Source organism: Streptomyces sp. NBC_00727, assembly GCF_045161745.1.
GTDB lineage: Bacteria > Actinomycetota > Actinomycetes > Streptomycetales > Streptomycetaceae > Streptomyces.
Genome location: NZ_CP108981.1, coordinates 7023725 through 7045288 on the forward strand (window position 1 = coordinate 7023725; position 21564 = coordinate 7045288).

Sequence of the window (21564 nt, forward strand, 5' to 3'; positions counted from 1 at the left end):
AACTGCGGCGTTCAGTCGACAACGAAACCTGGCCGGCGGGCTTGCTGGCTCTGGAGTTTGGTGCTCTTGCAAGGCAAGATCGGGCACATGTCCAGCCAACGTGAGATCGTTCTGCCGTCACGCATTCGGTTATCAGGAGACGGGATACTGCTGCGAGAGTGGGCCGAGACCGACCTGTCTGCGTTGGTTGAGCTCTATGACGACCCCGAGATCGACCGATGGACTCCGGTGCCCTCACCTTTCGACTCGACGGCGGCAAGTGAATACCTGGCCAGGGCCCACGAAGGCCGCGAGGAAGGCCGCAAGAAGGCGCAGTTGGTGATCACTACCGACGGTAAGCAGCCGCGTGGTGAGGTCCTCCTCTTCCGCAGCGAGCTCGACGCGCGTGACGTCGAGCTCGCTTACGGCGTCGGCAGCCAACATCGGCGGCAGGGCCTTGCCTCACGAGCTGTCAGGCTGGTGGCTGACTATGCCCATCGCCAGCAGGGCGTAAGGCGTGTGTTGCTGCGCATTGAACCGGGGAACTACCCCAGCGTGGCTGTCGCCCGTGCAACTGGTTTCGAGCTCACCGACGACGAGCCCACCACGCTTGAGGTCAAGGGCCGCCAGATCAGGTTGCTTACCTGGTGTTATCAGAACGGCGGAGCAGACTCCCTTTCGCCTTGAGCGACTGGGATACCTCGCCTTCAGCCCTCCTCGGCATGTTCAGCACGTGCCCGGGTGCTGGCAAGTCGGTAGGAGTCGGTGCCGGTCTCGATGATGGTGCCGTTGAAGGTCAGGCGGTCGACGATGGCTGCGCAGAGTCGGGGGTCGGCAAAGGTCTTGGTCCAGCCGCCGAAGGACTCGTTGCAGGCGATGGCGACCGATGTTCCTTTCCTCGCGTTCGGTGAGGACCTGGAAGAGCAGTTCAGCGCCGCGGCGGTCGAGTTCCATGTAGCCGAGCTCGTCGATGCAGAGCAGGTCGACACGGCTGTAGCGGGCGATTGCCGGCCGTGAGTGCGGCGGACACCGTGACGACGAGACCCATCACGCCCACCGCATCCCGATCGCGGACAGGAGCTCTACTCGCTCGGGGGACAGTGTCGCGGCTCTGCTGCGCTGGTTGCTGACCCATGCCCCCAGCTTGAGAGATACCTCATGCTGCTCCTGGTCCTCCTTGACCTTGCTGTCACCGCCAAGGGTGACGGTCTCGATGTGTTTTCTCGGTACGGTCAGGTGGCCTTCGCGTTCGTAGTACTGGCGGGCGGCGGTATAGTGCATCGCCCACTTCTCGGCCTGAGTGGTCCGCGGCTTCGGCTTCTCGTTCTCGGCGGCCGGTGTGATTCCGAGGACGTGTTCGCACATCCACTGCTGCACGGCCGTGAGCTCGTCCCAGCCGAGCCGCTGTGCCCGTACCCACCGCCCGAGGTCCTCGCCCTGGTCCATCACGTCCCCAGGTGCGGTGGGCAGCGGGTGGCCGACGTCCAGGTGGCGCCGGACGAGGTGGAAGCAGCGCTGCCATTCCACCGGCCAGGCCGGGCACCAGGCGGGGTCGATCTCCTCCAGCTGCTCACGTCGCTCGTCCGACAAGACCCCGGCCGAGGACTGGACCGGCAGCCCCTCGGCGCGCCGCTGTTCGTTCTCGGCCGTCCGTCGGGCCGCAGCCCTCGCATTCTTGAGCCAGATCCCTAGCCGGTAGCCGTGGAACACGGCGTCGGTGGGGGCCAGGAGGTGGCCTGCCTGGGCGGCCCATCCGCGGGCGGCTGCGAGTCCTTCTTCCCAGGCGACGTCGTAGTGCGACCAGACCATGCCCAGCTTCTCCAGCTGCGCGATGCGGTCTTTGTCCATGTCGCCGCGGGCGTAGAAGCGCCGGGCGTCGGCCGTCCATTGGCCGAGGGGGAATCCGGCGAGCGAGGCGGGCCACGCTCCAGGTTCGTCGCCCCGGCCCTCCTGCACCTCCTCGACTTCTTGGACCTCGTCGTCCTCGTGGGTGTCGGTGGTGGGTACGCGGTAGGTGAACGGAACCTTCAGATCACCGTGCAACCGGTGGTAGATGCCAGCGGCCTCCACACCGCGCCGCCAGTGCTCATTCTCCGGGTTGAGGACACGCAGGTTGATGAACGCGGCCAGCTGCGCCGGATCACGCGGCACGGAGAACTTCAGCAGCTCCCGCGCCGGCACCGACGGACCCGCCACCTCGCCCTCCCCGGCCTCGCCCATCTCGCCCTCCTGGCCGCCCTGCACGGGCTTGTAGGCGCTGGGGGCCTGCTGCTCTGCGAGCCGCTCCACGATCCGGGCGTCGTGCGCCCTGAGCGCTTCCAGGAGCTTCGCGAGCCCGCCGTATGCCCGGCTGGTGAGCATGTTGTCGACTGTCTCACCCGGCCCGAGGAGCACCGGCACCACGAGCGAGGCCAGCTTGCCCTCCCCGGGCTGCTAACGCTCGGTGGGGGGTTTGCTGGTGTATTGCGGGATTGCTGGCCTGGTGTGTTGTGGGTTCGCTGAGAAACCGAGCGGGCGGTTAGACCCTGATGGTCCTGGTGTGTGAGCTGGGGATATCTGTGGTGTGGGGAGTGAGACCAGGTTTGTTGCGGGTTTCGGGAGCGTGTAATGGCTCGGTTGGTGTTTTCGCTGGTCAGAGCTGTTTGCCTGCCTGTCAGGTGTGCCTATCGGCCTCAGCCTCGCCGTTTCGGTTGGGCTGAAGCGACGTCGCTGATCACCAACTGTGGGGTGGTCGAGGCGATTTTGTTCCCTGGGCATGGCGGAGTCCCGGCGCGGTGGTCGGGTTCTCCGGGGTCCTTCGGTCGTGGGTGGGTGGGGGCGGTCGGTCAGCCAACTGGTCGGGGCAGTGCAGCGAGGCGGTCGAAGGCCGCGGCCAGTTCGTGTCTCCAGGGCCAGGTCACCGATATCCGCAAGTGCAGGCGTCGGCCGCCGCGGGTGAGGCGGGCGGCGACGTGCAGCAGCCGGTATCGGAGTTTCTTCGGCTCGGCAGCCGCGAGTTCGCCGTCCAGCAGCAGGACGCGCATCCACGCCAGCAGATCGACCGCCGTGAGGCTGAGTTCGAGCCAGACGGCGTTGATGGTGAAGTCGCGGGAGGGGAAGCGGCCGAAGCCGGTGTTCTTCCCGCACCGGATATGGTCCTCGACCGTGGCATGCCCGCGGTGACGGACCTCCAGGAACTGGGCGGAACCGCCACCGGAGTACGGGGTGTCGGTGAGGAAGACCTGGTGTCGCAGGCCCTCGTCCTGATCGAACAGGGACAGTTGGGCGCCGGGGTGCGGTCGCTCCCGGCGCACAATGATGCGGGTGTCGGCCGGGTAGCCGGCCAGGTCGACTATGCCGGTCAGCTCGGCGATCTCGGCGCCGTCGCGCAGTGTCCCGTTCTGGTCCAGGGCGGGGTGCCAGACCTGCTCAGGCAGGGTCCGGATCGCATGGCGGACCGGCTCAGTGACCGCGTATCCGACCGAGAACCGCAGGTCCAACCCGTGCTCGCGAAAGGTTCGGATGCGGGCGAGGAAGGCTTTCGCGGAGCCGGCGCTGTCGGCGCGGACCAGGATCGCGGTGCCGTGCCGGTGAGCGTCGGGGATCTGTGCGAGGGCGTCGTCCAGCACCGCAATGTGATCGGCGGCGGTGTTGGCTCCGGAGTTGCCGGGCCGCAGCTGGCCGGACATGGCCTCGCCGGTGTTCGCGAGGAAACACAGCAGTGGGTGGAAGCCGAAGCCGCCCTTGTAGGTGGGCGCGGCCTGTTCCTTCTCGGAGTGGCACGTGATCAGCGTGGCGTCGAGGTCCAGGACCAGGCCGGCAAGTTCTCGTCCGCCGGCCTGGACGGCGGGTATGCCCTGGCCGGTCTCGGCCGCCTGCATCCAGGCGACTTCTCGGGCTGAGGCGCGGGCCGCTCGCAGCGAAGCGAGTGCTGCCCCGTCGGTGTCGGCGAGCAACCGCCAGGCGGTGGGCGTGGAGACGACCGGTCCGAATACCTCGCCCTGGTCCCGTAGCACGGCCAGATCCGCTATCGCCTCACCGCCGTCGGCGAGCATCACCGTGAGGTCGGTGAAGGTCCGACCTGGATCGTGCCCGGTGCCACGCGGTCGCAGCGGCCTGAGGGCAGTGGAGTAGGCGGTGGTCAGACCAGTAGCATCGGCAAGATCCGCCAGCAAACGTGCGCCTGCGTGCCCGACCACCCCCGAACCGTCAGCGGAGACGTGGAGCTTGGGACGAGAACCGATACCCTGCACGCAGAAAGTGCCTTCCGCTTGGACCGACAGAACCCCTCGACAAGGTTCATCGTCCCAGCTCAGAAGGCGCTTTCGTATTTCCTCCCCGCTTCCGGCCTCATCTCAACCGAAACCGGCGCGGTTAGTCGCCGAGGATCCGCTCCCACAGCAGCCCGTCCTGCCAGCTCCCGTCGAGAAAGATCGAGGAGTGCGCGACGCCGTACGGGCTGAACCCGTTGCGGCGCAGCACCCGCTGCGATGGCAGATTCTCCAGATTGGTGGACGCCTCGGCGCGGTGCAACCCGAGTTCGTCCGTCATCACCCGTAGTACAAGCCCGACGGCGTGCCCGGCGTGCCCTTGATTCTGGGCGACGCTGGCGATCCAGTATCCGACGGAGCCGCGGCGCAGGTGCGGCTGCGTCAGGATGCCTCCGACGGTGACCTGCCCGATAACCTGGTCGTCGGCGAGCACCACGCCCGGCCAGACCGCGCCGCCCCGGTATCCGGCCAGCAGGCTGTCTATCCGCTCCGCCTGGCCCTCCGGGGTGAAGAAGTCGGCCGGCTGGGCCGGTTCCCACGGCCGGAAAGCCTCGAAGTCCCGCACCCTATGCGCGGCGATCGAGGCGGCGTCGGTGGGCTCGATCAGGCGGATCCTGGTGCTGCGCATGGGTTGACCCTCGTCGCGGTGCGTCGGATGAAACGGCCAGCCTATGCGAGGGTGCCCGCGCCGCCGCGACCCTACGCCCGCCGGAGGATCCAGTCGATCGCGCAGCTCTTGTTCTCGATACCCTGCACGCAGAAAGTGCCTTCCGCTGGGAGCGACAGAACCCCTCGACAAGGTTCATCGTCCCAGCTCAGAAGGCGCTTTCGTATTTCCTCCCCGCTTCCGGCCTCATCTCAACCGAAATGGCGAGACTAGGGCGTGTTCCGAAAGTCCCGCCTGCCGGGCGCACAGAAACACTGCGCGCGATGCACACACCGCCGTTTCCGGCGCGCCTAGGCTCCCTGACGTAGTCCGGGGGCACCGAAGGGCGTCGGCCCCGGCCCGGACCCCGTGACCCAGTGCCGTGTCACCGTTTCCCGCCTCATCGCCCGCAGCTTCGAGAACCCGAAGGGGTCCCCATGCGCGTCAAACGAATCGCCCAGGCCGTCGGAGCGGTCACGCTCGCCCCGCTCCTCGTGCTCGCCACCAGCGGGTTTGCGCACGCCGACGACGAGGTCCACTGGACCCACCGGACGGACAACAAGTGTCTGGAGGTCCACTACAGCTGGGCCACCACCACGCCCGACGACGTGGAAATCAAGGGCTGCACCTTCACCGACTTCACCTTCTGGTACGACGCTCAGCAGAGCGACGGAAGCTGGCTGGAGAAGGACAACGCCAAGTGCAACTACTGCATGACCGCGTACACCGACCACGACGTGTACATGGAGGCGTGCAGCGGCAACAACTATCAGCGGCGGGACGAGATCAACAGGGGCAACGGCTACCAGCTGAAGAACCGGCAGACCCACGAGTGCCTCGACAGCAACGGCACCTCCGTCTACGTGCACGCCTGCAACGACGGCGACTACCAGCGCTGGTACTGAGCCGTCCATCCGTCTCCCACCCACCACAACGAAAGGCAGAACAGATGATCGGGCAACGTGCCGCCCGTATGCTCGGAGTGGCCGGATCCGCCCTGCTCCTGGTCGTCGGGGCGAGCGCCACCGCGCACGCCGACGGCGACATCGTGTGGAACCACAAGCACGGCGGCGGCTGTCTCGCCGCCATGTGGGACCGCCACTTCGGCTGGTCCAACGTGGGCCTGTACCTCTGCGCGTTCGGCTCCGCGAAGTGGCACGACGTCAGCGTCGGTGGAGGCGTCTGGGTGGGGCGCATGGCCGAAGTGCCGGATGTGTGTCTTGCCGCGTACACCGACCACGACGCCTATGTGGAAACGTGCAGCAGCGGGCAGAACGACTACCAGCGCTGGCGTGAGATCTATACCAACAGCGGCTGGAAGTTGCAGAACGTGGCCACCGGCGAGTGCCTCGACAGCAACGACAACCAGGTCTACATGCTCACCTGCAACGGTGGGGAGTATCAGTACTGGACCTGAGGGCCACCCGGCCCGGTGCCCGGCCTCTCACAGGGCGGTGACCCTCACCGGTACGGTGAGCACCCGGTCGTAGCCCAGGGCCCGCTCGGGGCCTTCGAGGACGAAGGACCCGAGCAGCGGGAGGTCCGCGCTCGACCGTCCGACCTCGGCGTGGATCAGGCCGGGCTCCACCCTGCGGTGCAGGTCCTGTCCGGTGAAGGAGACCCGGTCGGCGTGAACGGTGAACCGGACCCTCGCGGCGTGTCCCGGTTCGAGCCGTACCCGCGCCCAGCCGGCCAGCCAGCGTATGGGCCGCGCTGCCGAGGCGACCGGGTCGGAGAGGTACAGCTGGACCAGTTCGGTACCGGCCCGGGGCCCTGTGTTGCGCACGGTCACGGATATGCGCACCGTCCCGTCGGTGGGGATGATGTCGGCGTCCATCGCCAAGTCCTCGTAGGCGAAGGTGGTCCACGTCAGGCCGTGCCCGAAGGGGTACAGCGGGGTGGGGTCGGCGCCGCTCACCTCGGTGGGGCCGCCCAGCTGCGGATGCAGATAGGTCCCCAAGGCAGCGCCGGCGTTGCCCGGCATGCTCACCGGAAGCCGGCCCGACGGCTCCACCCGGCCGGACAGCACCCCCGCGATGGCCGTGGCGCCTTCCTCGCCGGGGAAGAACGCCTGGACGACGGCTGCCGCGCGCCCGGCGAGGTCGCCCAAGGCGTAGGGGCGGCCGGAGACCAGCACGACGACCGTGGGGGTGCCGGTGTCCAGGACCGCCCGGGCGAGTTCCGCCTGCCGGCCGGGCAGGTCCAGGGTCTGCGCGTCGCACCCCTCGCCTGAGGTGCCCTGGCCGAACAGCCCGGCCCGGTCGCCGATCGCCAGCACGCACACGTCGGCGTCGCGCGCGGCAGCCACGGCGGCAGCGATGTGCACGTCCTCCAACGCGTCGACCCGCCCGGCGGGGGCGACCCGGATCTTCGCGTCGGGCAGCTCCGCGGCCAGGGCGGCGGACAGGGTGGGCACTTCGACGCCGAGTTCCAGGCCCACGCGCGCCGCCATCTCCTCCATGTGGTCGAGGGAGTTGTGGTTGGCGAACGCGTAACAGCCGAGCATGGACAGGGGGTCGTCGGCCAGGGGGCCGGTCAGCGCGAGGGACCCGCCGCCGAGGGGCAGGGTGCCGTCGTTGGCCAGCAGCACCACCGACTCCTCGGCCAGCCGGCGTGCCAGTGCCCGGTGTTCGGGCGAATCCAACGCGTCGGGCCCGGGAACCGGCAGTGCGGCGAGCTCGCTCTCCCACGTCTCGTCCAGCAGCCCCAGCTCGCATTTGAGGGTCAGCACGCGGGACGCCGCCCGGTCCACCTGTTCCTCGGGCACGATGCCCTGGCGCACCTGCTCGATCAGCGGCTGCCCGAAGCAGTGCGTCGTTGGCAGCTCCGTGTCGATGCCGGCCCGCAGCGCGATGGCGGCGGCGTGGCCGGCCGAATCCGCCGCCCGCTGCATGTACTTGAGGTTCCAGACCGCGAAGTAGTCGGCCACCGCGAGGCCGGTGAAGCCCAGTTTGCCCCGGAGGACGTCGGTCAACAGGTACGGGTCCGCGGTGGTGGGGACGCCGTCCACGGCGGTCTGCGCGACCATGACGGCACGGGCCCCGCCGTCGCGGAGCACCGCCACGAACGGCTCCAGGATGACGTCGGCGAACTCACGGGGACCGCAGGTGACGGGAGCCATGTTCCGCCCGGCCGCCGATGCGGAGTACCCGGCGAAGTGCTTCACCGTGGCGACCACGCCCGCCTTCTCCAGACCGCGGACGTAGGCGGTGCCTACGGTGGCGACCAGGTGGGGGTCGTCGCCGATGGTCTCCTCGGTGCACCCCCACCGGTAGTCGCGCGTCACGTCGAGGACCGGCGCCAGGCCCATGTGGACACCGGACCTGCGCATGCTCTCCCCGATGGCCGTCGCCATCTCCTCCACCAGCTCGGGATCGAAGGACGCGCCCCAGGCCAGCGGGGTGGGGAACACGGTGGCGGTCCACGACAACAGCCCGGTGAGGCACTCCTCGTGCACCAGCGCCGGTATGCCGAACCGGTTCGCCGCAACGACGGTGCGCTGCAGCAGGCGCAGCCGCTCGAGTCCGGCCGCCGGCGTCACCGGTTCGGTGCCGTAGACCCGCGTGAGCTGTCCCAGGCCGGCTGTCGCCGCCTCCGCCAGCTGTGGGGGCAACGGGTCCGTGGCCCAGTCCGGCAGGGGCAGTACCGGCTCACCGGGGCGCAGCGGCGCCGTCCAGTACGAGCCGAGCTGCCCGATCTTCTCTTCCAGGGTCATCCGGCGCAGCAGGTCGGCCACCCGGTCGCTCACCGGTGAGGACGGGTTCCGCCATGTCTGCTGATCCGGCCCGTCGGCGCCGCTCTGTGCGATCCGTTCGGTCATGCGACTTTTCCTCTCATTCAGTACACGCCGAGTTCTCGTTGCGGCACGGGGCGAGCCAGGTGCCGCATCGTGCCACGTACGGGTCTCGGCCCGGGTGTCGCCGTGGCCGCTACCGGCGGCGATGGCTGAGGGGCTCCTCGGCGAGAAGCAGCACGAGACCGGCGGCGGCGAGAGCCGCACCGGTGACGACGGTGGAGTGCGGGCCATGGGCGTCCAGGAGGCGGCCTCCGAGGAAGGAGCCGGCGGCGATGCCGGCTTGGAAGGCGGCGGAACCGGCCGCGGAGGCCACGTCCACGTTGCCCGGGGCGATGTGCAGGATGCGGCTGGTGAGGGCGGTGATCATGCCGGACAGGGACAGGGAGAGCAGGGCGACCGCTGCTATCGCGGCGACGGGGTGGGAGCCGGCGGCCACCAGCAGCGCCAGGGCGGCGGTCACCAGCGTCACCGACCCGGTCATGGTGGCGCGGGTACTGCGGTCCGCCAGCACCCCGGACCCGCTGGTGCCGATCACGCCCGCCACGCCGCCGACCGCGAGCACGGCGCCGACGGAGTGGGAGGACATCCCGGCCACACGTGTGAGGAAGACGGTGACGTACGTGTAGAAGGTGAAGAACCCGGCGACGACGACGGCCGTCACCGTCACCAGCAGGGCGAAACGGGTGCCGCTGGGCTCCGGGGCGGTGGCAGCCGGATTGTCTTCGGCCGAGGCCGACGGCAACAGGGTCACCACGACGGTCCCCGCGATCAGGCCCAGGACGCTCATCACCAGGAACGGCACCCGCCAGTCGGTCTGCTGCCCGAGCCAGGTCCCGGTCGGCACACCCGCCACCTGCGCCAGCGAGGACCCGCTGAACAGGGCGGCCACCACCTTCGCCCGCATCCGCTCGGGAAACATGCCCGCGGCAGCCGATGCGACCACCGACCACAGCACCGCATGGGTCAGCGCGATCAGTATGCGCCCCGCCAGCAGGATGCCGTATCCGGGTGTCACACCGCACAGGAGCGTGGCCGCGGTGAAGACGCTCAGCAGCACGGCCAGCAGACGCCGGCGCGGGACCCGCCGGGTCAGGGCGGTCAACGGCACGGCCGTCGCCATCACCACCAGCCCGTAACCGGTCACCAGCAGTCCCACCGACGGCAGTGACACCCCCAGCCCGTGTGCGATCTGGGGCAACAGCCCCACCGGCAGGGTCTCCACCGTGGCGAACGCGAACAGCGCGACCGACAGCGCCGCCACCGCGACGACCGCTCGCCCCCGGGTGACCTCCCCGGACTCCTTCGCCGCTGACTGCGGCACCGTCACATCCATGGTCGCAACAGGCCCTTTCGCAAGTTCTCGCTCCCCCGATGCCGTCACTCGTCCCGACGGCGCGGAAGCCTCGTACGCCGCTTCCGCCCGGCGCCGGTTCTCCTTGCTCGGCGCGGAGGCGAACCCCGGGGCGCGGGCAACGGCCGGCCGGCTCCGTCTCAGCTCAGCGCGACATACCTGACCTTTCCCGAGGGTGTCCTCGGCAGGCGGTGCACCGCGTGCAGCTTCAGGCAGCCCCGCGGAACGCCCAGGCCGGCCGAGCCCAGCGACCGCAGCCGGCCGAGGCGGTCCGCGTCTCCCTCGACGTAGACGTGGACCTCGTCGGGCCTGGCGAGCACCGCGGCGACGGTGGCGCCGTCGAGGGCGGACATCGCCGCGGCTTCGACGGCGTCGAGGCCGACCCGCTCGCCCAGGACCTTGACCTGCCGGTCCAGCCGGCCTTCGAGGTAGAGGACGCCGTCCTCCATCCGCCCCACGTCGCCGGTCCGCAGCTCACCTCCCGTGACGTCGGGCAGCGCCAGGTCGTCGCGGGTGCGCGCGTAGCCGAGCATCACGTTGGGGCCCATGTAGTGGACCTCGCCGCGCTGCCCGGGGGCGAGTCGGGCCCCGTCCCTGCCGCGGATCTCGATCCGTCCGCCCGGTATGGCGGCCCCCACGCTCCCCTCGCGTACGGCGGCCAGCGCCGGGTCCAGGCAGGTCATCCGTGCGGTCGCCTCGGTCTGCCCGTACATGTAGAACACCGGCGTCTGCGGGCCCGCCGTGTCCCGCAGCCGCCGCAGGGAGGGGGCGGCCAGAGGTCCGCCCGCGACGAGGACGGCGCGCAGCGAGGACAGCCTCGCCCGCGCCTGTGGGTCCCCCAGCACGAACGGGACCGTGGAGGGGACCATGCCGATGGTGGTCACGCCGAGGCGCCGGGCGTCCGTCCAGAAGCGGCCGGTCGTGGGTGACGCCGTGGTCAGGGCGACGGCGGCGCCGGCCGCCAGGTGGGAGTTGAACACGGACAGCCCGAAGCTGTAGTCCAGGCGCAGGGACGTCGCCGCGACGTCGGTCGGGCGGATGCCTGTCGCCCGGGCGATGCCGTGGGCGTTGCTCGACAGGTTGCCGTAGGAGAGCCGCACGAGCTTGCCCTCCGACATGGAGCCGGACGTCCGTGCCACGAGGGCGAGTTCGGGCGAGGGCTCGGTCGCGCGGGCCGGGGCCAGGCGGCGCGCGGCGCCGATGTGCGGGGCGTTCTCGACCTCGCGCCGGTAGTCCGCGGACGTTTCCGTGGCCCGGACGCAGGAGGGGCCGAGGACGACGTCGGGCCGCATCCGCTCGATGGACGCCGGCATGTCGTCGAGCCCTGCGGCCTCCACGAGCATCACCGCGTGGCCTGCCCTGAGAGCCGCCAGGTAGGCGAGCGCCCCCGCCACGGAGCGGGGGTTCTCGACCATCACGAGTTTCTTCGCGTCGTCGCCCAGGAACCGGGCGACGTCGTCGCAGATCTCGCGGGCCCGTCCACGCGTGAGAGTCCGGGCGCCGTCGAGGAGGGCCGGCGCGTCCTTGCCGCCGCCGGCCAACAGGTCATACGTGCTCGACGTCATCGTTTCGCCTCGATGTCGTCGGCGAGCCGCGCCAGGGACTTGGCGCGGAAGATGTCCACGGGATCGATCTCCACGCCCCACATGTCGGTGATGGCCTCGCTCAGCTCAAGGCAGAGCAACGAGTCCCCGCCCAGGTCCCAGATGCTGTCGGTCGTGCTGAGCACCACGTCCTCGGGCAGGGTGAGTGCGATCCGCTCCAACAACCGCGATTCCACGGCGCCTTCGGGAGCCCTGGTCCGGTGGAAGGCACCCGCCGCGACCGCGTCGTCGCTGATGGTCCCGGCGTCGGCGGCCTCGCTCGTGTGGAGGACGGTGAACACCAGCCGGTGTGCGTCCGTCGCCAGGAGCGCGCTGAGGCGCGCCCGTATCTCGGGAACGGAGACGAAGGAGCTGGTGGTCACGGCCGCGACGTGGTCGCCCTCCGGGGTGACCCGGTAGATCCCCGCGCAGTCCGGGTTGTCAGGGATGTGCTGCGTGGTCATTGCCCCTCCTGGAAGTGTTGGTGAACCATGTCCGCGAGCAGGGTGCGGTTGACCTTTCCGGCCGCTGAACGGGGGATCGCGTCGACCTCCACGATGCGGCGCGGAACGGCGGCGGGCGGCAGGACCCCGCGCAGGTGCCTGGCGAGTTCGGTCAGCCGGTCCCCGGCCCCCTGGCCGTCGGTCACCACGAAGCTGACGACACGGTGCCCGGTCACCCGGTTCGGGATGCCGGCCGCTGCCGCGTCCCGTACCCAGGGGACGTCCATCAGCGCGTCCTCGACGTCGGTCGCCAGGACGGTCGTTCCGCCGACGGTGATCCGCAGGTGCGACCGGGGTTCCAGGTAGAGGTATCCGTCCGCGTCCAGGCGGCCCCGGTCCCCGATGCTGACGTATCCGGAGCCGCTCCACCGCACCGAGTCGCGGTGGCCCACGTGCAGCGGACGCGCGCTCGTTCCGCACTGGAAGTAGACGTCGCCCGCCTCGCCCGGTGCGACGGGTGCGCCCGAGGGGTCAAGGACGGCCACGGACGTGTAGAAACCCCTGCCCACGGTTCCCGGCCGCGCCTCCCACTCGTCGCCGCGGGCCACCGTGGTTCCGATCCCCTCGGACGCGCCGAACACCTCGTAGACGTGCTCGGGGCCGAGCGTCGCGTGCCAGAACCGTTTGACCGGCTCGGCACAGACCGCGCTCATGTGGACGAGGGTCCTGAGGTCCGGTGCGCCTCCGTCGCTCAGCCACTGGCGCTGCATCATGCGCATGTGCAGAGGGGTGACGAGGAGCCAGTGCACGCGGTGCCGGCGGACCTCGTGCAGCACGTGCGCCGGATCGGGTTTCTCGAAGAGGTGGATCTCCGCCCGCTGGTTCAGCGCGTCCAGCAGCATGCTCAGGGTGGCCGCATGGCGGACGGACCCGGCCAGGCAGACGCGGAGTCCGGCCTTGAGCCCCACCGATGAGGCCAGGCTCAGCCTCGGGTCCCGGCCCAGGGCCCCGCGCATGCTGGTGTTCACCGCGTACCGGACGCGCCCGCTGGTGCCGCCGGTGCGCAGCAGCAGGGTGGATGGGGGCAGTGCCGTACGGGCCTCGGACCCGTTCCACGGCTGCCGCTCGTGCCCGAGCGTGTGGGCGGCCAGGCCCAGGGCGGCCAGCCGCTCGGCGGTCGGCGGCGCACCGGTCTCGCCGTCCGGCACGACCACCGGATTGGGCAGCCCGAGCGCCGCGAGCAGTTCCGTCAGGTAGCGCCGGAAGGGTGCCCGCCCGTCGGGCACGAGGCACAGGGTGTCGTCGCGGCCCACGGCCTGCCGGTATGCCTCGCGGAGCCGTGACACGTGTGCCCGCAGGCGCTCCGGCGACAGTGTCTCCGTACTGCCGTCGGCCAGGTGCAGGACGAGGCCGGCGGTCGGCATCCACTCCGCGGCGGACGGTCGCGCGGTCCTGTGGGCCGTCATCGCCGTCACCTCGTTTCCGGTTCGAGCATGAGCCGGTCGCGGTAGAAGGTGATGATCCCGACGGCCACGACACCGATGACGATCGCGCAGGAGCCGAAGATGTGCTGCCAGGAGGTGTGTGACATCAGCAGGCCGGCGAGGGCCGCCCCGAGCGCCCGGCCGGTGCGCGTCACCATCCGGTACGCGGCGGTGGTGCGTCCCAGCAGATGCCCGGAGGTGACCAGTTGCCGGGCCGTGATCGAGATGGTGTTCCACATGAGTCCCACGCAGCCGCCGAGGACGAGGCAGCAGACGATGGGCAGCCAGTTCGACGTGAGCGCGGGCACGAGGAACCATACGCCCCAGCCCACCAGGCTCATCGCGAGCGTGGTGCGCAGCGGGAACCTGCGGGTGATGGGCTGCACGACCTGGCTGCCGGCGAGCGCCCCGGCCGCCCCGGCCAGGAGGAGGAACGAGTAGGTGAGGCTGGAGGCGCCCAGGCCGCTGTCGGAGAGCGCGAAGGCGGTGAAGGACGTTTCCCAGACGTACCAGACGGTGGAGACCGTGAAGCTCAGCGACGCCAGGGTGAGGAGCATGCGGTGGTGGTAGATCTGGTGGAATCCGCCCAGCCCCGCCGTCATCATCGTCCGCAATCGCATGGGCTCGTCGTGCAACGCCGGGGTCCTCGGCAGTCCGAGGGTGACGAGCATCGTGATCGCGGCGAAGACGGCGAGCGAAGCGGTGGCGAGGGACTGGCTCCACAGGAGCAGCCATCCGCCCACCAGCGGTCCGACGAAACCCCCGTAGAGCTGGGAGACTTTGGCGATCTCCGTGTTGGCGGAGACGAGCCGGCTGGAATCCGCCACGAGCTGCGGTACGAGCGCCTGGCGGGCGATTTCGGAGGCGACGCCACAACTGCTCAGCCCGAACGCCAGGATGGCGATGAGCGCGGGCATGGGGTTCCCGGACGCGCACAACACGGCGAGTACCACGGCGAGTCCGGTCCGCGCGAACGCCGTGATCCTCAGCAGCCGCGTCCGGGACATGTGGTCCGCGAGGTATCCGACCGGCAGCGAGACCAGCGCCCATGGGGCTGTCACCGCGACGAAGACCGCGGCCACCCCGAGGTCGCCGGTGGACTGCTGGGCGAGGACGGGCAGTACCAGGGTGAAGGCGCCGTCCTCCAGGCTCGATGCCGTGCTGATCCTGCGCAGAAGTCTGATGGGCGACTCCCGCTCAGCGGAGAAACTCATCACCATCCCCCTCAAGGGCCGATCGACGGTCCGACAGCCGGCGGGCGAGTGCCGCCAGTGCGGGCCGGTGGGTTTCGTGCTGGGGTGGATGCCGCTCCGCCCACGTCAGCGGGTCGTCGAGGCGGCAGTCGTACGGCGGGCGGCCCCAGGGGGAGCGCCGCGGCAGGGGGTCGCTGGTGGCTAGCCGGGTCCTCAGCGTCAGGGCCGCACGGCGCCAGTGGGCGGGCGGCACCCCGCCCTCCTCGACGACGTCTTCGAGCGCCTGGTGGACCAGCGCCAGGTTCGTCCGCTCCGACGCCTCGGACGAGGTGAACGTGAGGGCGAGGACGCCGCTGCCGGGGAGGCCGGGCAGCAGGGCCAGCCGGACCCGGAACAGCGTCCCGGTGAGCCGGCCCGCGCGCATGAGGGGGCTGGTGAAGTTGCCCGCGACGTACTCGCACAGGCACAGCCACGCGCGCACGTCGTCGGCGCAGACCACGTTCACCGGCGTGGTCGCGGTGACGTGGGACGGGCGGGAGACGAGGTCCATGGTCGTTCCCCAGCGGTTCACCCGAGTGGTGGGACGCGTCACCGTGACCCCCCGGGAAGCACGGCCGCTTCGAGGCTCCGGGTGACGAGTCCGGCGTCGACGTCCGTGAAAGGGACGCCCATGCGTTCTCCGAGGAGCATCCACGCCGTCAGCCGGGAGGCTGCCGAGGGGGTGCCCATGCGTCTCTTCCACTCGTCCGACAGTTGGGCGCAGACCCGGGCCAGGGTGCGTGGCTCGGTGGCGGATCGGAGGGCGTTTCCGACGGACCGCTCCAGCGCGTCGGGGTCGGACCCCGGGGGCACGGCAACGGTGAGGACGGTCGGGGCGTCCTCGCTGAACCACTCGTCGAACAGGCCGTAGTGCGCGGGGACGCTCGGGTATCCGGTCGCCGCGGCGAGCGCCTCGCCGATCAGCCTGGCGGCGACCAGAGCGGCGCTCTGGCCGGGCAGGCCGCCGTCCCGGACGGGGAGGACGACCTCCTCGCGCGGCGCCGGCCTGCCATCCCCCGCGGCGGCGAAGGAGGCGGGCGCGACGGCGGGCCTGGCACGCGGCAGCGACCTGGGGCCCAGCAGCGATGTCACGTCCTCGGGGCTGACCACCGCGGGATCGGCCGCCACGGCGGCGGCGCACTCCTCGAGGCGGACGTGTTCGGCGGCGAAGCCCTGCCAGGCGTCCGCGTAGACGACCAGACCGGCCAGTGCGGGGGCGACGACCGGGTCGTGATCGGCGCCGATCGCCCCGCCCGGCACCGGGACGCACCAGCGCCACCGGTCGGACGCGGGGTCGAGCCCGGTCTTCTCCAGTACCTCGTTGTGGATGATCTCCGCCTGCTGCCGGGCGGCGCCGCCCGGCCGGCGACGGTCGACGAGGTGGGTGACGAGGGTTTCGACGGCGCCCAGCAGGTGTTTCTGCGGCCCGCTGAGGCTCACGGTGAGGTGGTCGCGCCGCGTCTGTGCCTCCAGCAGGAACCCGCGCTCCTCCAACTGCGCGTACGGATGGGCGCTTTCGTCCCTGGGCGCCATGAGCAGGTGTTCGGTGAAGTGGGCGAGGCCCGGCCGGCCGGCGCCTTCGGCGCGGAACCCCGCCGGGAAGCCCAGCGCGAACGCCCCGATGTCGCTGTTCTCCTCGCACCAGCCCAGCCCCGGAGCCGCCTCGTACACGCGGTTCATCTCAGCGCTCCGACAGGCTGATCAGGCCCTGCTGCGCGAGTTCGCACACCACCTCCAGGGCCTTGTCGACGCCGCTGGCCGCGAAGAGTTCTTCGACGGCCATCGGCTCGGTCGCGCTCAGGCACTCCAGCACCCGGGCGTGCTGGTCCGCTCCGTCGGGCAGGACGGCGGCGAAGGACCGCCGGGCGAACAGCACGGGGGCGTCCCGCACCGCGGGGGCACCTTGGCCGGCGTAGGGGAGGTTCACGAACGAGGGTGCCATCCCGCTGTGCAGCCGCTCCTCGACGAACGAGTGCACCTCGGCGTCGGTGAGTGCGTCCGCCTGCCCTGTGAGCGCCGCTGTCCGGGCCGCCGTGTCGCCGGTGCCGACGGGGGCGAGGAGGCGCGCGTCGCGGGAGCCGTCGAGCGCCCACGCCAGCAGCTCGCGCAGGTTCGGGCGCGGGATGGCGAAGGTGATGTGCAGGGAGCCCTCGGCGTCGGTGGCGACGTCGTGCCGGGTCCCTTCGGGCAGGTACAGCACGTCGCCCCGGCACATGGTCAGGTTGGTGGCCCCGGTCTCGGTCCCCACCGTCCAGTGCTTCTTGCCGCTGCCCTGGACCACGAAGACGTCGTGGGTGTCCTGGTGCGCGCCGAACCCGGGTGCCCGGCGGAGCGACGCGTACAGGTTCGCCTGCACCCTGGCGGTGAAGATGCCGGACAGGGCTCGGGCGATCCGGTCGGCCCACGGGTCGATCAGGTCCAGTTGGTCGATGACGAGCGTCGCGCCGGTCGCGAGGGCGCGGTGCGCCGCCTCCGGGACAACCCGGTGGAAGGCACGGCCGCCGCCGGCCACGGCGACGCGGAAGAGGTCGCCGACCGGTACCTCGCCGCCGACGAGCCGGATCTGGTCGGGTCCGAGGTTGCCGTACTGCAGGGCCCTGTTGAGGTCGCCCCAGGTGAAGGCGCCGCCTGGGGACAGCGCGCCGGGCCGGTGGAACCACCGGCGCCCCATCGCCTCCGCCAGCTCGGTCCTGGAGAGGCCGAGAACCGGCTCGACCGCGTCGTCAGTGACGATCATCTCGGTGGCCCTCCTCGATGCGGCTGAAGGCGATGGTGGCGACGGGTATCTCGGATTCCGGTGTGCAGAAAAGGAGTTGGCTCATCGGGACGTCGGCGAACCCGCCGAGCACACAGGTGCCGATGGACGCGGCGCCGGCCACCAGACAGGCCGTCTGCGCGGCGGCACCGGACTCCACCAGGCCGTAACGGAACCCCCGGGGGCCGTATTTAATCTGCAGCCGGTCCAGGGAGACCGTGAGGGCGAGCACTGCGCATGTGCGCGTCACCCAGCCGTCGCCGAAGAGGAGGCTCATGGTGTGCCCGGTCAGAGCGGGGCGGAGCCGGGTCAGCTGGTGGCGGGCCACGCCGTAGCTGTAGACGCCCGGTTCCAGGCCGGCGACGTTCTGCGCGATGACGTAGAACTCGCACCCCAGGCGCCCGCCCGCCGAGGGGTACGGCCGGTGCCAGTTGCCGGGGGTGTGCTGCTCCGGTGGCTCGGAGTGCGTCGTGTACCAGAGGACCTGGGAGAGGTCGGCGAGCGACATCTCCGCGAGGGCGGTGCGGCTGCTGACCCGGTGGGCGAGCCACTGTGCGCCGAGGCCCGCGGGCGGCTCCGCCGGCTCCGGAAGCACCAGGCTCTCCAACCGCGGGAACGTCTTCTGGTTGTACGTGAACCACTCGTCGGGCCACTGGTCGACGGGCAGCATCACCCAGTCGGAGAGCATCGCCGCGTCGGCGTACGTGGTCCGGTGAAAGTCGAGCGCCGAAGGAGCCGCTCCCTTGTCTGCCTTCATACTCACTTCCGTCAGGCATAGGGGTGCGGATCGGGTGACAGCGCACCCTGATCCGGAGCACCCAGAATCAGCTTCTGGTTCTCGTTGAAGAACATGGGTTGCAGGCGCGGGTGGACCACCTTGACGACGAAGACGCCGGCTTCGCGCAGGAGCGGTGTCGTGATGTCCGCCGCGTACCCCAGGTCCAGGCCGCCGCTGGTGTAGGCGCCGTCAAGGGGCGTCGCGTCCCCGAAGAGGTAGTCGAGCTTCCGCGCGGTCTGCGGCTGCCCCCAGTGGACGACGCGGTCCTCGATCGTTTCGAGGTCGGTGATGTCCGTCGCCGGCACGTTCGTCAGGAAGTCCCGGGCCTGCCTGCGGGCGTGCAGCGCCTCGCTGATCGCGCCGCCGACGGCCTGCGCGAGCGTCTCGCCGCAGGCGCTGCCCGTGGTGAGCGAGGGAAACCTGTCGGACGGGTCGACGGCGCAGCAGACCACGACGGGGAAGGGGTTCTCGGTCAGGCACGCGACCCGCAGCCGCAGCCCCAGCGCCTGTGCCTCCAGGCCCATCGCCACGGCGCCCGGGTCGAGCGGCAGGCCGAGCCAGTCGATCTCCCGGCCGCCGAGCCGCAGGTAGTGGGAGAGCATGAGGGCGTGCCGCTCGAACGCCTCCCGGGTCGCGCGCGCCACCGCGTCGTCGAAGGAGAAGCCGGCAGCCGCGCCGTTGCTGCTCGGGTCCCACAGCATCGCCCGTTCGTCGGGCTCGTGGAACGGGCAGTAGACGAGTTGCGCCGGCACGAGGACGGCCTTGGAGGAGGGGGAGCCGATCCTGGTGGCGCCGCACCAGTGCATCGGCGACTGCCAGACCGGGGAGTCCTTCCAGGGCTGGGGGAATTCCTCGGCGGCGACGCAGGCGCCGAGCTCCGAGGCGGTCCCGTACAGGAGGCCGTCGCTGGGCACGGTGCTCAGGCAGACCCGCTCGGCGGCCTCCATCAGGGCCTTGAGGCGGGCGAGTTCGCCTCGTCCGCGGCCACCGGTGGCCCGCGGGTGGGGGGCCGATCCCCATGGGAGGTGGGCGTTGGGCGGCAGTTGGGCGACCCAGCCCTGTCCCCGCGGCTCGTCGTTGTAGAAGTCGTCGAGGGGGTCCAGCGTGGAGACGTGGCCGGCCCGCCCGAGGAGGAGCTCCTCCAACTGCCGCACCCGCTGCGGCAGGGGCACGTGGACGGCGCTCACCTCGCGCTTCCCTGGAAGACCGACTCCAGCAGCGCAGAGCACGTCTCGCAGCCGTCGATCTGGCCGGCGTTCCGGAAGCCGACGGTCCCGGAGGCGTGGTCGATACGGGCCAGCGCGCCCAAGGTCATGGGCAGGGCCTTGGTGTCGCGCGTGATCCGGTGCACCTCCCGGGCGACGGTGACGGCGACGAGCTTCGCCACGAGCCAGGGGACGTCGGCCGGATCACCGGGCCCGTCCGCGCCGGCGGGCGCCGGTTCCGGGTCGAGAAGACCGCTGTAGCAGGCGCACTGCAGGCAGGCGGAGAACCCTGGGTTGGTGAGCGGGCCGACCGAGGTGTGCCGCGCGTCGACGACGACGGGGAGCAGGAGGCCACCGCGCCGCGTCCAGTCGAGAGCATGCGGCAGGAGGTCGTCGACGCCGTCGGCGCCGACGATGGCCACGCACAGTGTCTTCCGTGCCATGGCCGCGTCGTGCTCCGCCGTGCCGGGGCCCCCGCCGTCGAACAGCAGTGTCGTCAGCTCCGTCGCGATGGACGGATGCGACGAGGAGGGGTGGAGACAGACGGTGGAGATCTCAACGGGAGGGAACGTCATCGGAGTACTCCATCGGCCTGACGTGCGCCCGGGGGGCGCCCGTGACGGTCTTCACCACACGAATCGAGGAGGTCGCGCAGCAGCTGACGTGGGTCGGCGGACACCTCTGGCCGGTGCTGCTCCCGGTCGAGGTGTGCGTTGACGATCTCGGCTTTCCTTCGCAGTGCCCTGACGGCGACTCCGGGCTCCTGCCGTTGCGCGGCCCGCGCGGTCACGGTGGCGTCGTCCGTCACCGCCGTCACGGTCACCGCCGCGTTGTCGGGCACGGGGTGCAGCGTGATGGCCTCGGCGATCCGCCGGACGGCCTCGATGGGTGTCTCTGCCAGCGGGGTCCAGGAGTTCCTGCCCAGCGCCCAGCAGATGGCGAGGTTGTGCACGAGGTCGAACGGCTCGAGCCAGTCGGCTCTCACGGAGGGGCGGTGTGCGGCGAGGACGTACTCCGGGACGTCGACGTTCAGGTGGCGCAGGCCGTCGCCGGGGACCTGCCGGCGCACGCTCGCCGCCGTCTCCAGTGTCTCGAAGAAGTACGCACAGCACGGCACGGGCTTCAGCGAGGTGTGGCCCAGCGCCGAGAGCCACTCCTGCGAGGAGGCCGCGGGTGTGTTCATCGGGACGCCCATCGCGGAGAAGGGCCGCCACCACTCCCGCGCGGCCCGCTGGTCGATCCTGGTGTGTGTACCGCCCTCGTCCACCGCCGCGAACACCTGACTGAGTGCCTGCCCCATCTGGTACAGGCGTCCGTCGCTGCTCAAAAGTCCGTAGTCCGAGCGGTACGTCGAGAGGAACAGGCGCAGGCACCACCTGACGCGTTCGGCGGGCAGCCCGCGCCACCGGGCCAGGGCGTAGACGGTGGCCAGGCCCCCGATCACCGGGGTGACGTGGAAGCCGTTGGCCCGGGCCGGGTCCTTGACCGCCTGCCCCAGGCGTACGGCGAATTCCGTTGCCAGCGCCTGGGTGCGCAGAGCGGTGTCCAGCGGGACATCGGGCCGCGCGAAGAGCACGGGGGTCAGGAAGGCGGAAAGGTGCCCTCCGGCGAGGTAGTGCACCGAGTCGAAGTCGGCGGAGATTCCGGCGAGCAGGTTCGCACGGGCCGCGTGCGCGGCGGTTGAGCTTCTCCCGGTCCACCAGAGGGGGAATCCCACGGCGCCCAGCCGTGCCGGAGGGCTTCCGGGGTGCCGGTCGGCTCCGCCGAGCAGTGTCCGGCCGATCAGGGCGCACAGCATGAAGTCGGCGGATGCCGCCGCCGCATCGGTCGTCAAGGCGGCAGGAACGTCGCAGCCTTCGGCGACGACGTCGATCCATGCGTCGACGGCCTCGCCGAAGTTCTCTCCATCAGGCGGCACGGTGTCCTCGTGATCAGGGTGTCGCGGTCGCGCGTGAGCGCCGACCGTCCATTGCTGACGTCCAGGGGATGACGCGCGGCTTCGGCGCCGGAATTCCCGGCGCCGAAGCCTTACGCGGCGAATGCCGCTTTTCGCGTGCCGATC

At 70.7% G+C, this 21564-nt stretch carries 19 protein-coding genes and 1 pseudogene; 3 read left to right on the forward strand and 17 right to left on the reverse strand.

The features are described from left to right. Positions 1-87 precede the first annotated feature (87 nt). Positions 88-666, forward strand: coding sequence for a GNAT family N-acetyltransferase (locus OG242_RS31655; protein WP_405901432.1), 579 nt, complete (start codon positions 88-90; stop codon positions 664-666). A gap of 20 nt (positions 667-686) precedes the next feature. Here OG242_RS31655 and OG242_RS31660 read toward each other — a convergent pair. The 4 genes and pseudogenes from OG242_RS31660 to OG242_RS31675 all read right to left on the reverse strand — a co-directional run. Continuing rightward, positions 687-984: pseudogene (locus OG242_RS31660) on the reverse strand (ATP-binding protein); the annotation flags it as partial. 42 nt (positions 985-1026) lie between these two features. Then, positions 1027-2340 carry a helicase associated domain-containing protein gene (locus tag OG242_RS31665; RefSeq protein ID WP_405901433.1) on the reverse strand — a complete coding sequence of 438 codons (1314 nt, stop codon included), beginning with the start codon at positions 2338-2340 and terminating at the stop codon, positions 1027-1029. A 464-nt stretch (positions 2341-2804) separates the two neighbouring features. Beyond that, the gene (locus OG242_RS31670) at positions 2805-4241 is read right to left on the reverse strand and encodes an IS1380 family transposase (RefSeq protein WP_405901779.1); all 1437 of its coding nucleotides are present in this window, start codon (positions 4239-4241) and stop codon (positions 2805-2807) included. A gap of 91 nt (positions 4242-4332) precedes the next feature. Next, complete coding sequence (locus OG242_RS31675; protein WP_405901434.1) at positions 4333-4857, reverse strand: GNAT family N-acetyltransferase; 525 nt, start codon at positions 4855-4857, stop codon at positions 4333-4335. Between the two features lie 455 nt (positions 4858-5312). Here OG242_RS31675 and OG242_RS31680 point away from each other — a divergent pair, with 455 nt between their 5' ends. Together OG242_RS31680 and OG242_RS31685 are read left to right on the forward strand one after the other, a co-directional pair. Continuing rightward, positions 5313-5780, forward strand: coding sequence for an RICIN domain-containing protein (locus tag OG242_RS31680; RefSeq protein WP_405901435.1), 468 nt, complete (start codon positions 5313-5315; stop codon positions 5778-5780). A 44-nt stretch (positions 5781-5824) separates the two neighbouring features. Beyond that, positions 5825-6292: an RICIN domain-containing protein gene (locus OG242_RS31685; RefSeq protein ID WP_405901436.1), complete on the forward strand. Its 468-nt coding sequence runs from the start codon at positions 5825-5827 to the stop codon at positions 6290-6292. Positions 6293-6319: 27 nt separating this feature from the next. Here the strand turns inward: OG242_RS31685 and OG242_RS31690 are convergent, their stop codons facing one another. The 13 genes from OG242_RS31690 to OG242_RS31750 form a co-directional block, all read right to left on the reverse strand. Beyond that, the gene (locus OG242_RS31690) at positions 6320-8695 is read right to left on the reverse strand and encodes a glycoside hydrolase family 3 N-terminal domain-containing protein (protein ID WP_405901437.1); all 2376 of its coding nucleotides are present in this window, start codon (positions 8693-8695) and stop codon (positions 6320-6322) included. A gap of 109 nt (positions 8696-8804) precedes the next feature. Then, positions 8805-9992, reverse strand: coding sequence for an MFS transporter (locus OG242_RS31695; protein ID WP_405901438.1), 1188 nt, complete (start codon positions 9990-9992; stop codon positions 8805-8807). A 170-nt stretch (positions 9993-10162) separates the two neighbouring features. After that, the gene (locus tag OG242_RS31700) at positions 10163-11587 is read right to left on the reverse strand and encodes an AMP-binding protein (protein ID WP_405901439.1); all 1425 of its coding nucleotides are present in this window, start codon (positions 11585-11587) and stop codon (positions 10163-10165) included. Next, positions 11584-12069, reverse strand: a complete 486-nt coding sequence (locus OG242_RS31705; RefSeq protein WP_405901440.1) for an acyl carrier protein — start codon at positions 12067-12069, stop codon at positions 11584-11586. Before OG242_RS31705 ends, OG242_RS31700 begins: the two co-directional genes overlap by 4 nt. After that, positions 12066-13514: an AMP-binding protein gene (locus OG242_RS31710; RefSeq protein ID WP_405901441.1), complete on the reverse strand. Its 1449-nt coding sequence runs from the start codon at positions 13512-13514 to the stop codon at positions 12066-12068. The genes OG242_RS31705 and OG242_RS31710 overlap by 4 nt, the downstream gene beginning before the upstream one ends. Positions 13515-13519: 5 nt before the next feature. Then, on the reverse strand, positions 13520-14746 hold the full coding sequence (locus OG242_RS31715; RefSeq protein WP_405901442.1) for an MFS transporter: 1227 nt from the start codon (positions 14744-14746) through the stop codon (positions 13520-13522). Next, positions 14730-15275, reverse strand: coding sequence for a hypothetical protein (locus tag OG242_RS31720; RefSeq protein WP_405901443.1), 546 nt, complete (start codon positions 15273-15275; stop codon positions 14730-14732). The genes OG242_RS31715 and OG242_RS31720 overlap by 17 nt, the downstream gene beginning before the upstream one ends. Before the next feature lie 38 nt (positions 15276-15313). Continuing rightward, a complete protein-coding gene (locus OG242_RS31725; protein ID WP_405901444.1) occupies positions 15314-16444 on the reverse strand; it encodes an insulinase family protein in 1131 nt (376 codons plus the stop codon). Between the two features lies 1 nt (position 16445). After that, positions 16446-17501, reverse strand: coding sequence for a JmjC domain-containing protein (locus tag OG242_RS31730; protein ID WP_405901445.1), 1056 nt, complete (start codon positions 17499-17501; stop codon positions 16446-16448). Continuing rightward, positions 17488-18276, reverse strand: coding sequence for a SagB/ThcOx family dehydrogenase (locus OG242_RS31735; protein WP_405901446.1), 789 nt, complete (start codon positions 18274-18276; stop codon positions 17488-17490). Before OG242_RS31735 ends, OG242_RS31730 begins: the two co-directional genes overlap by 14 nt. An 11-nt stretch (positions 18277-18287) precedes the next feature. Further along, positions 18288-19484, reverse strand: a complete 1197-nt coding sequence (locus OG242_RS31740) for a YcaO-like family protein (RefSeq protein WP_405901447.1) — start codon at positions 19482-19484, stop codon at positions 18288-18290. Then, on the reverse strand, positions 19481-20077 hold the full coding sequence (locus OG242_RS31745) for a hypothetical protein (RefSeq protein WP_405901448.1): 597 nt from the start codon (positions 20075-20077) through the stop codon (positions 19481-19483). Before OG242_RS31745 ends, OG242_RS31740 begins: the two co-directional genes overlap by 4 nt. Then, entirely contained in the window at positions 20074-21420 is a 1347-nt protein-coding gene (locus tag OG242_RS31750) for a hypothetical protein (RefSeq protein ID WP_405901449.1), read from the reverse strand. Before OG242_RS31750 ends, OG242_RS31745 begins: the two co-directional genes overlap by 4 nt. Positions 21421-21564: the final 144 nt, after the last annotated feature.

What these genes read in the sequence shown, in the direction of transcription:
- OG242_RS31745 (WP_405901448.1), bottom strand. Translation starts at nt 20,077, where the DNA reads ATGACGTTCCCTCCCGTTGAGATCTCCACCGTCTGTCTCCACCCCTCC.
- OG242_RS31700 (WP_405901439.1), bottom strand. Translation starts at nt 11,587, where the DNA reads ATGACGTCGAGCACGTATGACCTGTTGGCCGGCGGCGGCAAGGACGCG.
- OG242_RS31680 (WP_405901435.1), top strand. Translation starts at nt 5,313, where the DNA reads ATGCGCGTCAAACGAATCGCCCAGGCCGTCGGAGCGGTCACGCTCGCC.
- OG242_RS31705 (WP_405901440.1), bottom strand. Translation starts at nt 12,069, where the DNA reads ATGACCACGCAGCACATCCCTGACAACCCGGACTGCGCGGGGATCTAC.
- OG242_RS31655 (WP_405901432.1), top strand. Translation starts at nt 88, where the DNA reads ATGTCCAGCCAACGTGAGATCGTTCTGCCGTCACGCATTCGGTTATCA.
- OG242_RS31685 (WP_405901436.1), top strand. Translation starts at nt 5,825, where the DNA reads ATGATCGGGCAACGTGCCGCCCGTATGCTCGGAGTGGCCGGATCCGCC.
- OG242_RS31710 (WP_405901441.1), bottom strand. Translation starts at nt 13,514, where the DNA reads ATGACGGCCCACAGGACCGCGCGACCGTCCGCCGCGGAGTGGATGCCG.
- OG242_RS31725 (WP_405901444.1), bottom strand. Translation starts at nt 16,444, where the DNA reads ATGAACCGCGTGTACGAGGCGGCTCCGGGGCTGGGCTGGTGCGAGGAG.
- OG242_RS31675 (WP_405901434.1), bottom strand. Translation starts at nt 4,857, where the DNA reads ATGCGCAGCACCAGGATCCGCCTGATCGAGCCCACCGACGCCGCCTCG.
- OG242_RS31690 (WP_405901437.1), bottom strand. Translation starts at nt 8,695, where the DNA reads ATGACCGAACGGATCGCACAGAGCGGCGCCGACGGGCCGGATCAGCAG.
- OG242_RS31720 (WP_405901443.1), bottom strand. Translation starts at nt 15,275, where the DNA reads ATGGACCTCGTCTCCCGCCCGTCCCACGTCACCGCGACCACGCCGGTG.
- OG242_RS31730 (WP_405901445.1), bottom strand. Translation starts at nt 17,501, where the DNA reads ATGATCGTCACTGACGACGCGGTCGAGCCGGTTCTCGGCCTCTCCAGG.
- OG242_RS31735 (WP_405901446.1), bottom strand. Translation starts at nt 18,276, where the DNA reads ATGAAGGCAGACAAGGGAGCGGCTCCTTCGGCGCTCGACTTTCACCGG.
- OG242_RS31715 (WP_405901442.1), bottom strand. Translation starts at nt 14,746, where the DNA reads ATGAGTTTCTCCGCTGAGCGGGAGTCGCCCATCAGACTTCTGCGCAGG.
- OG242_RS31665 (WP_405901433.1), bottom strand. Translation starts at nt 2,340, where the DNA reads ATGCTCACCAGCCGGGCATACGGCGGGCTCGCGAAGCTCCTGGAAGCG.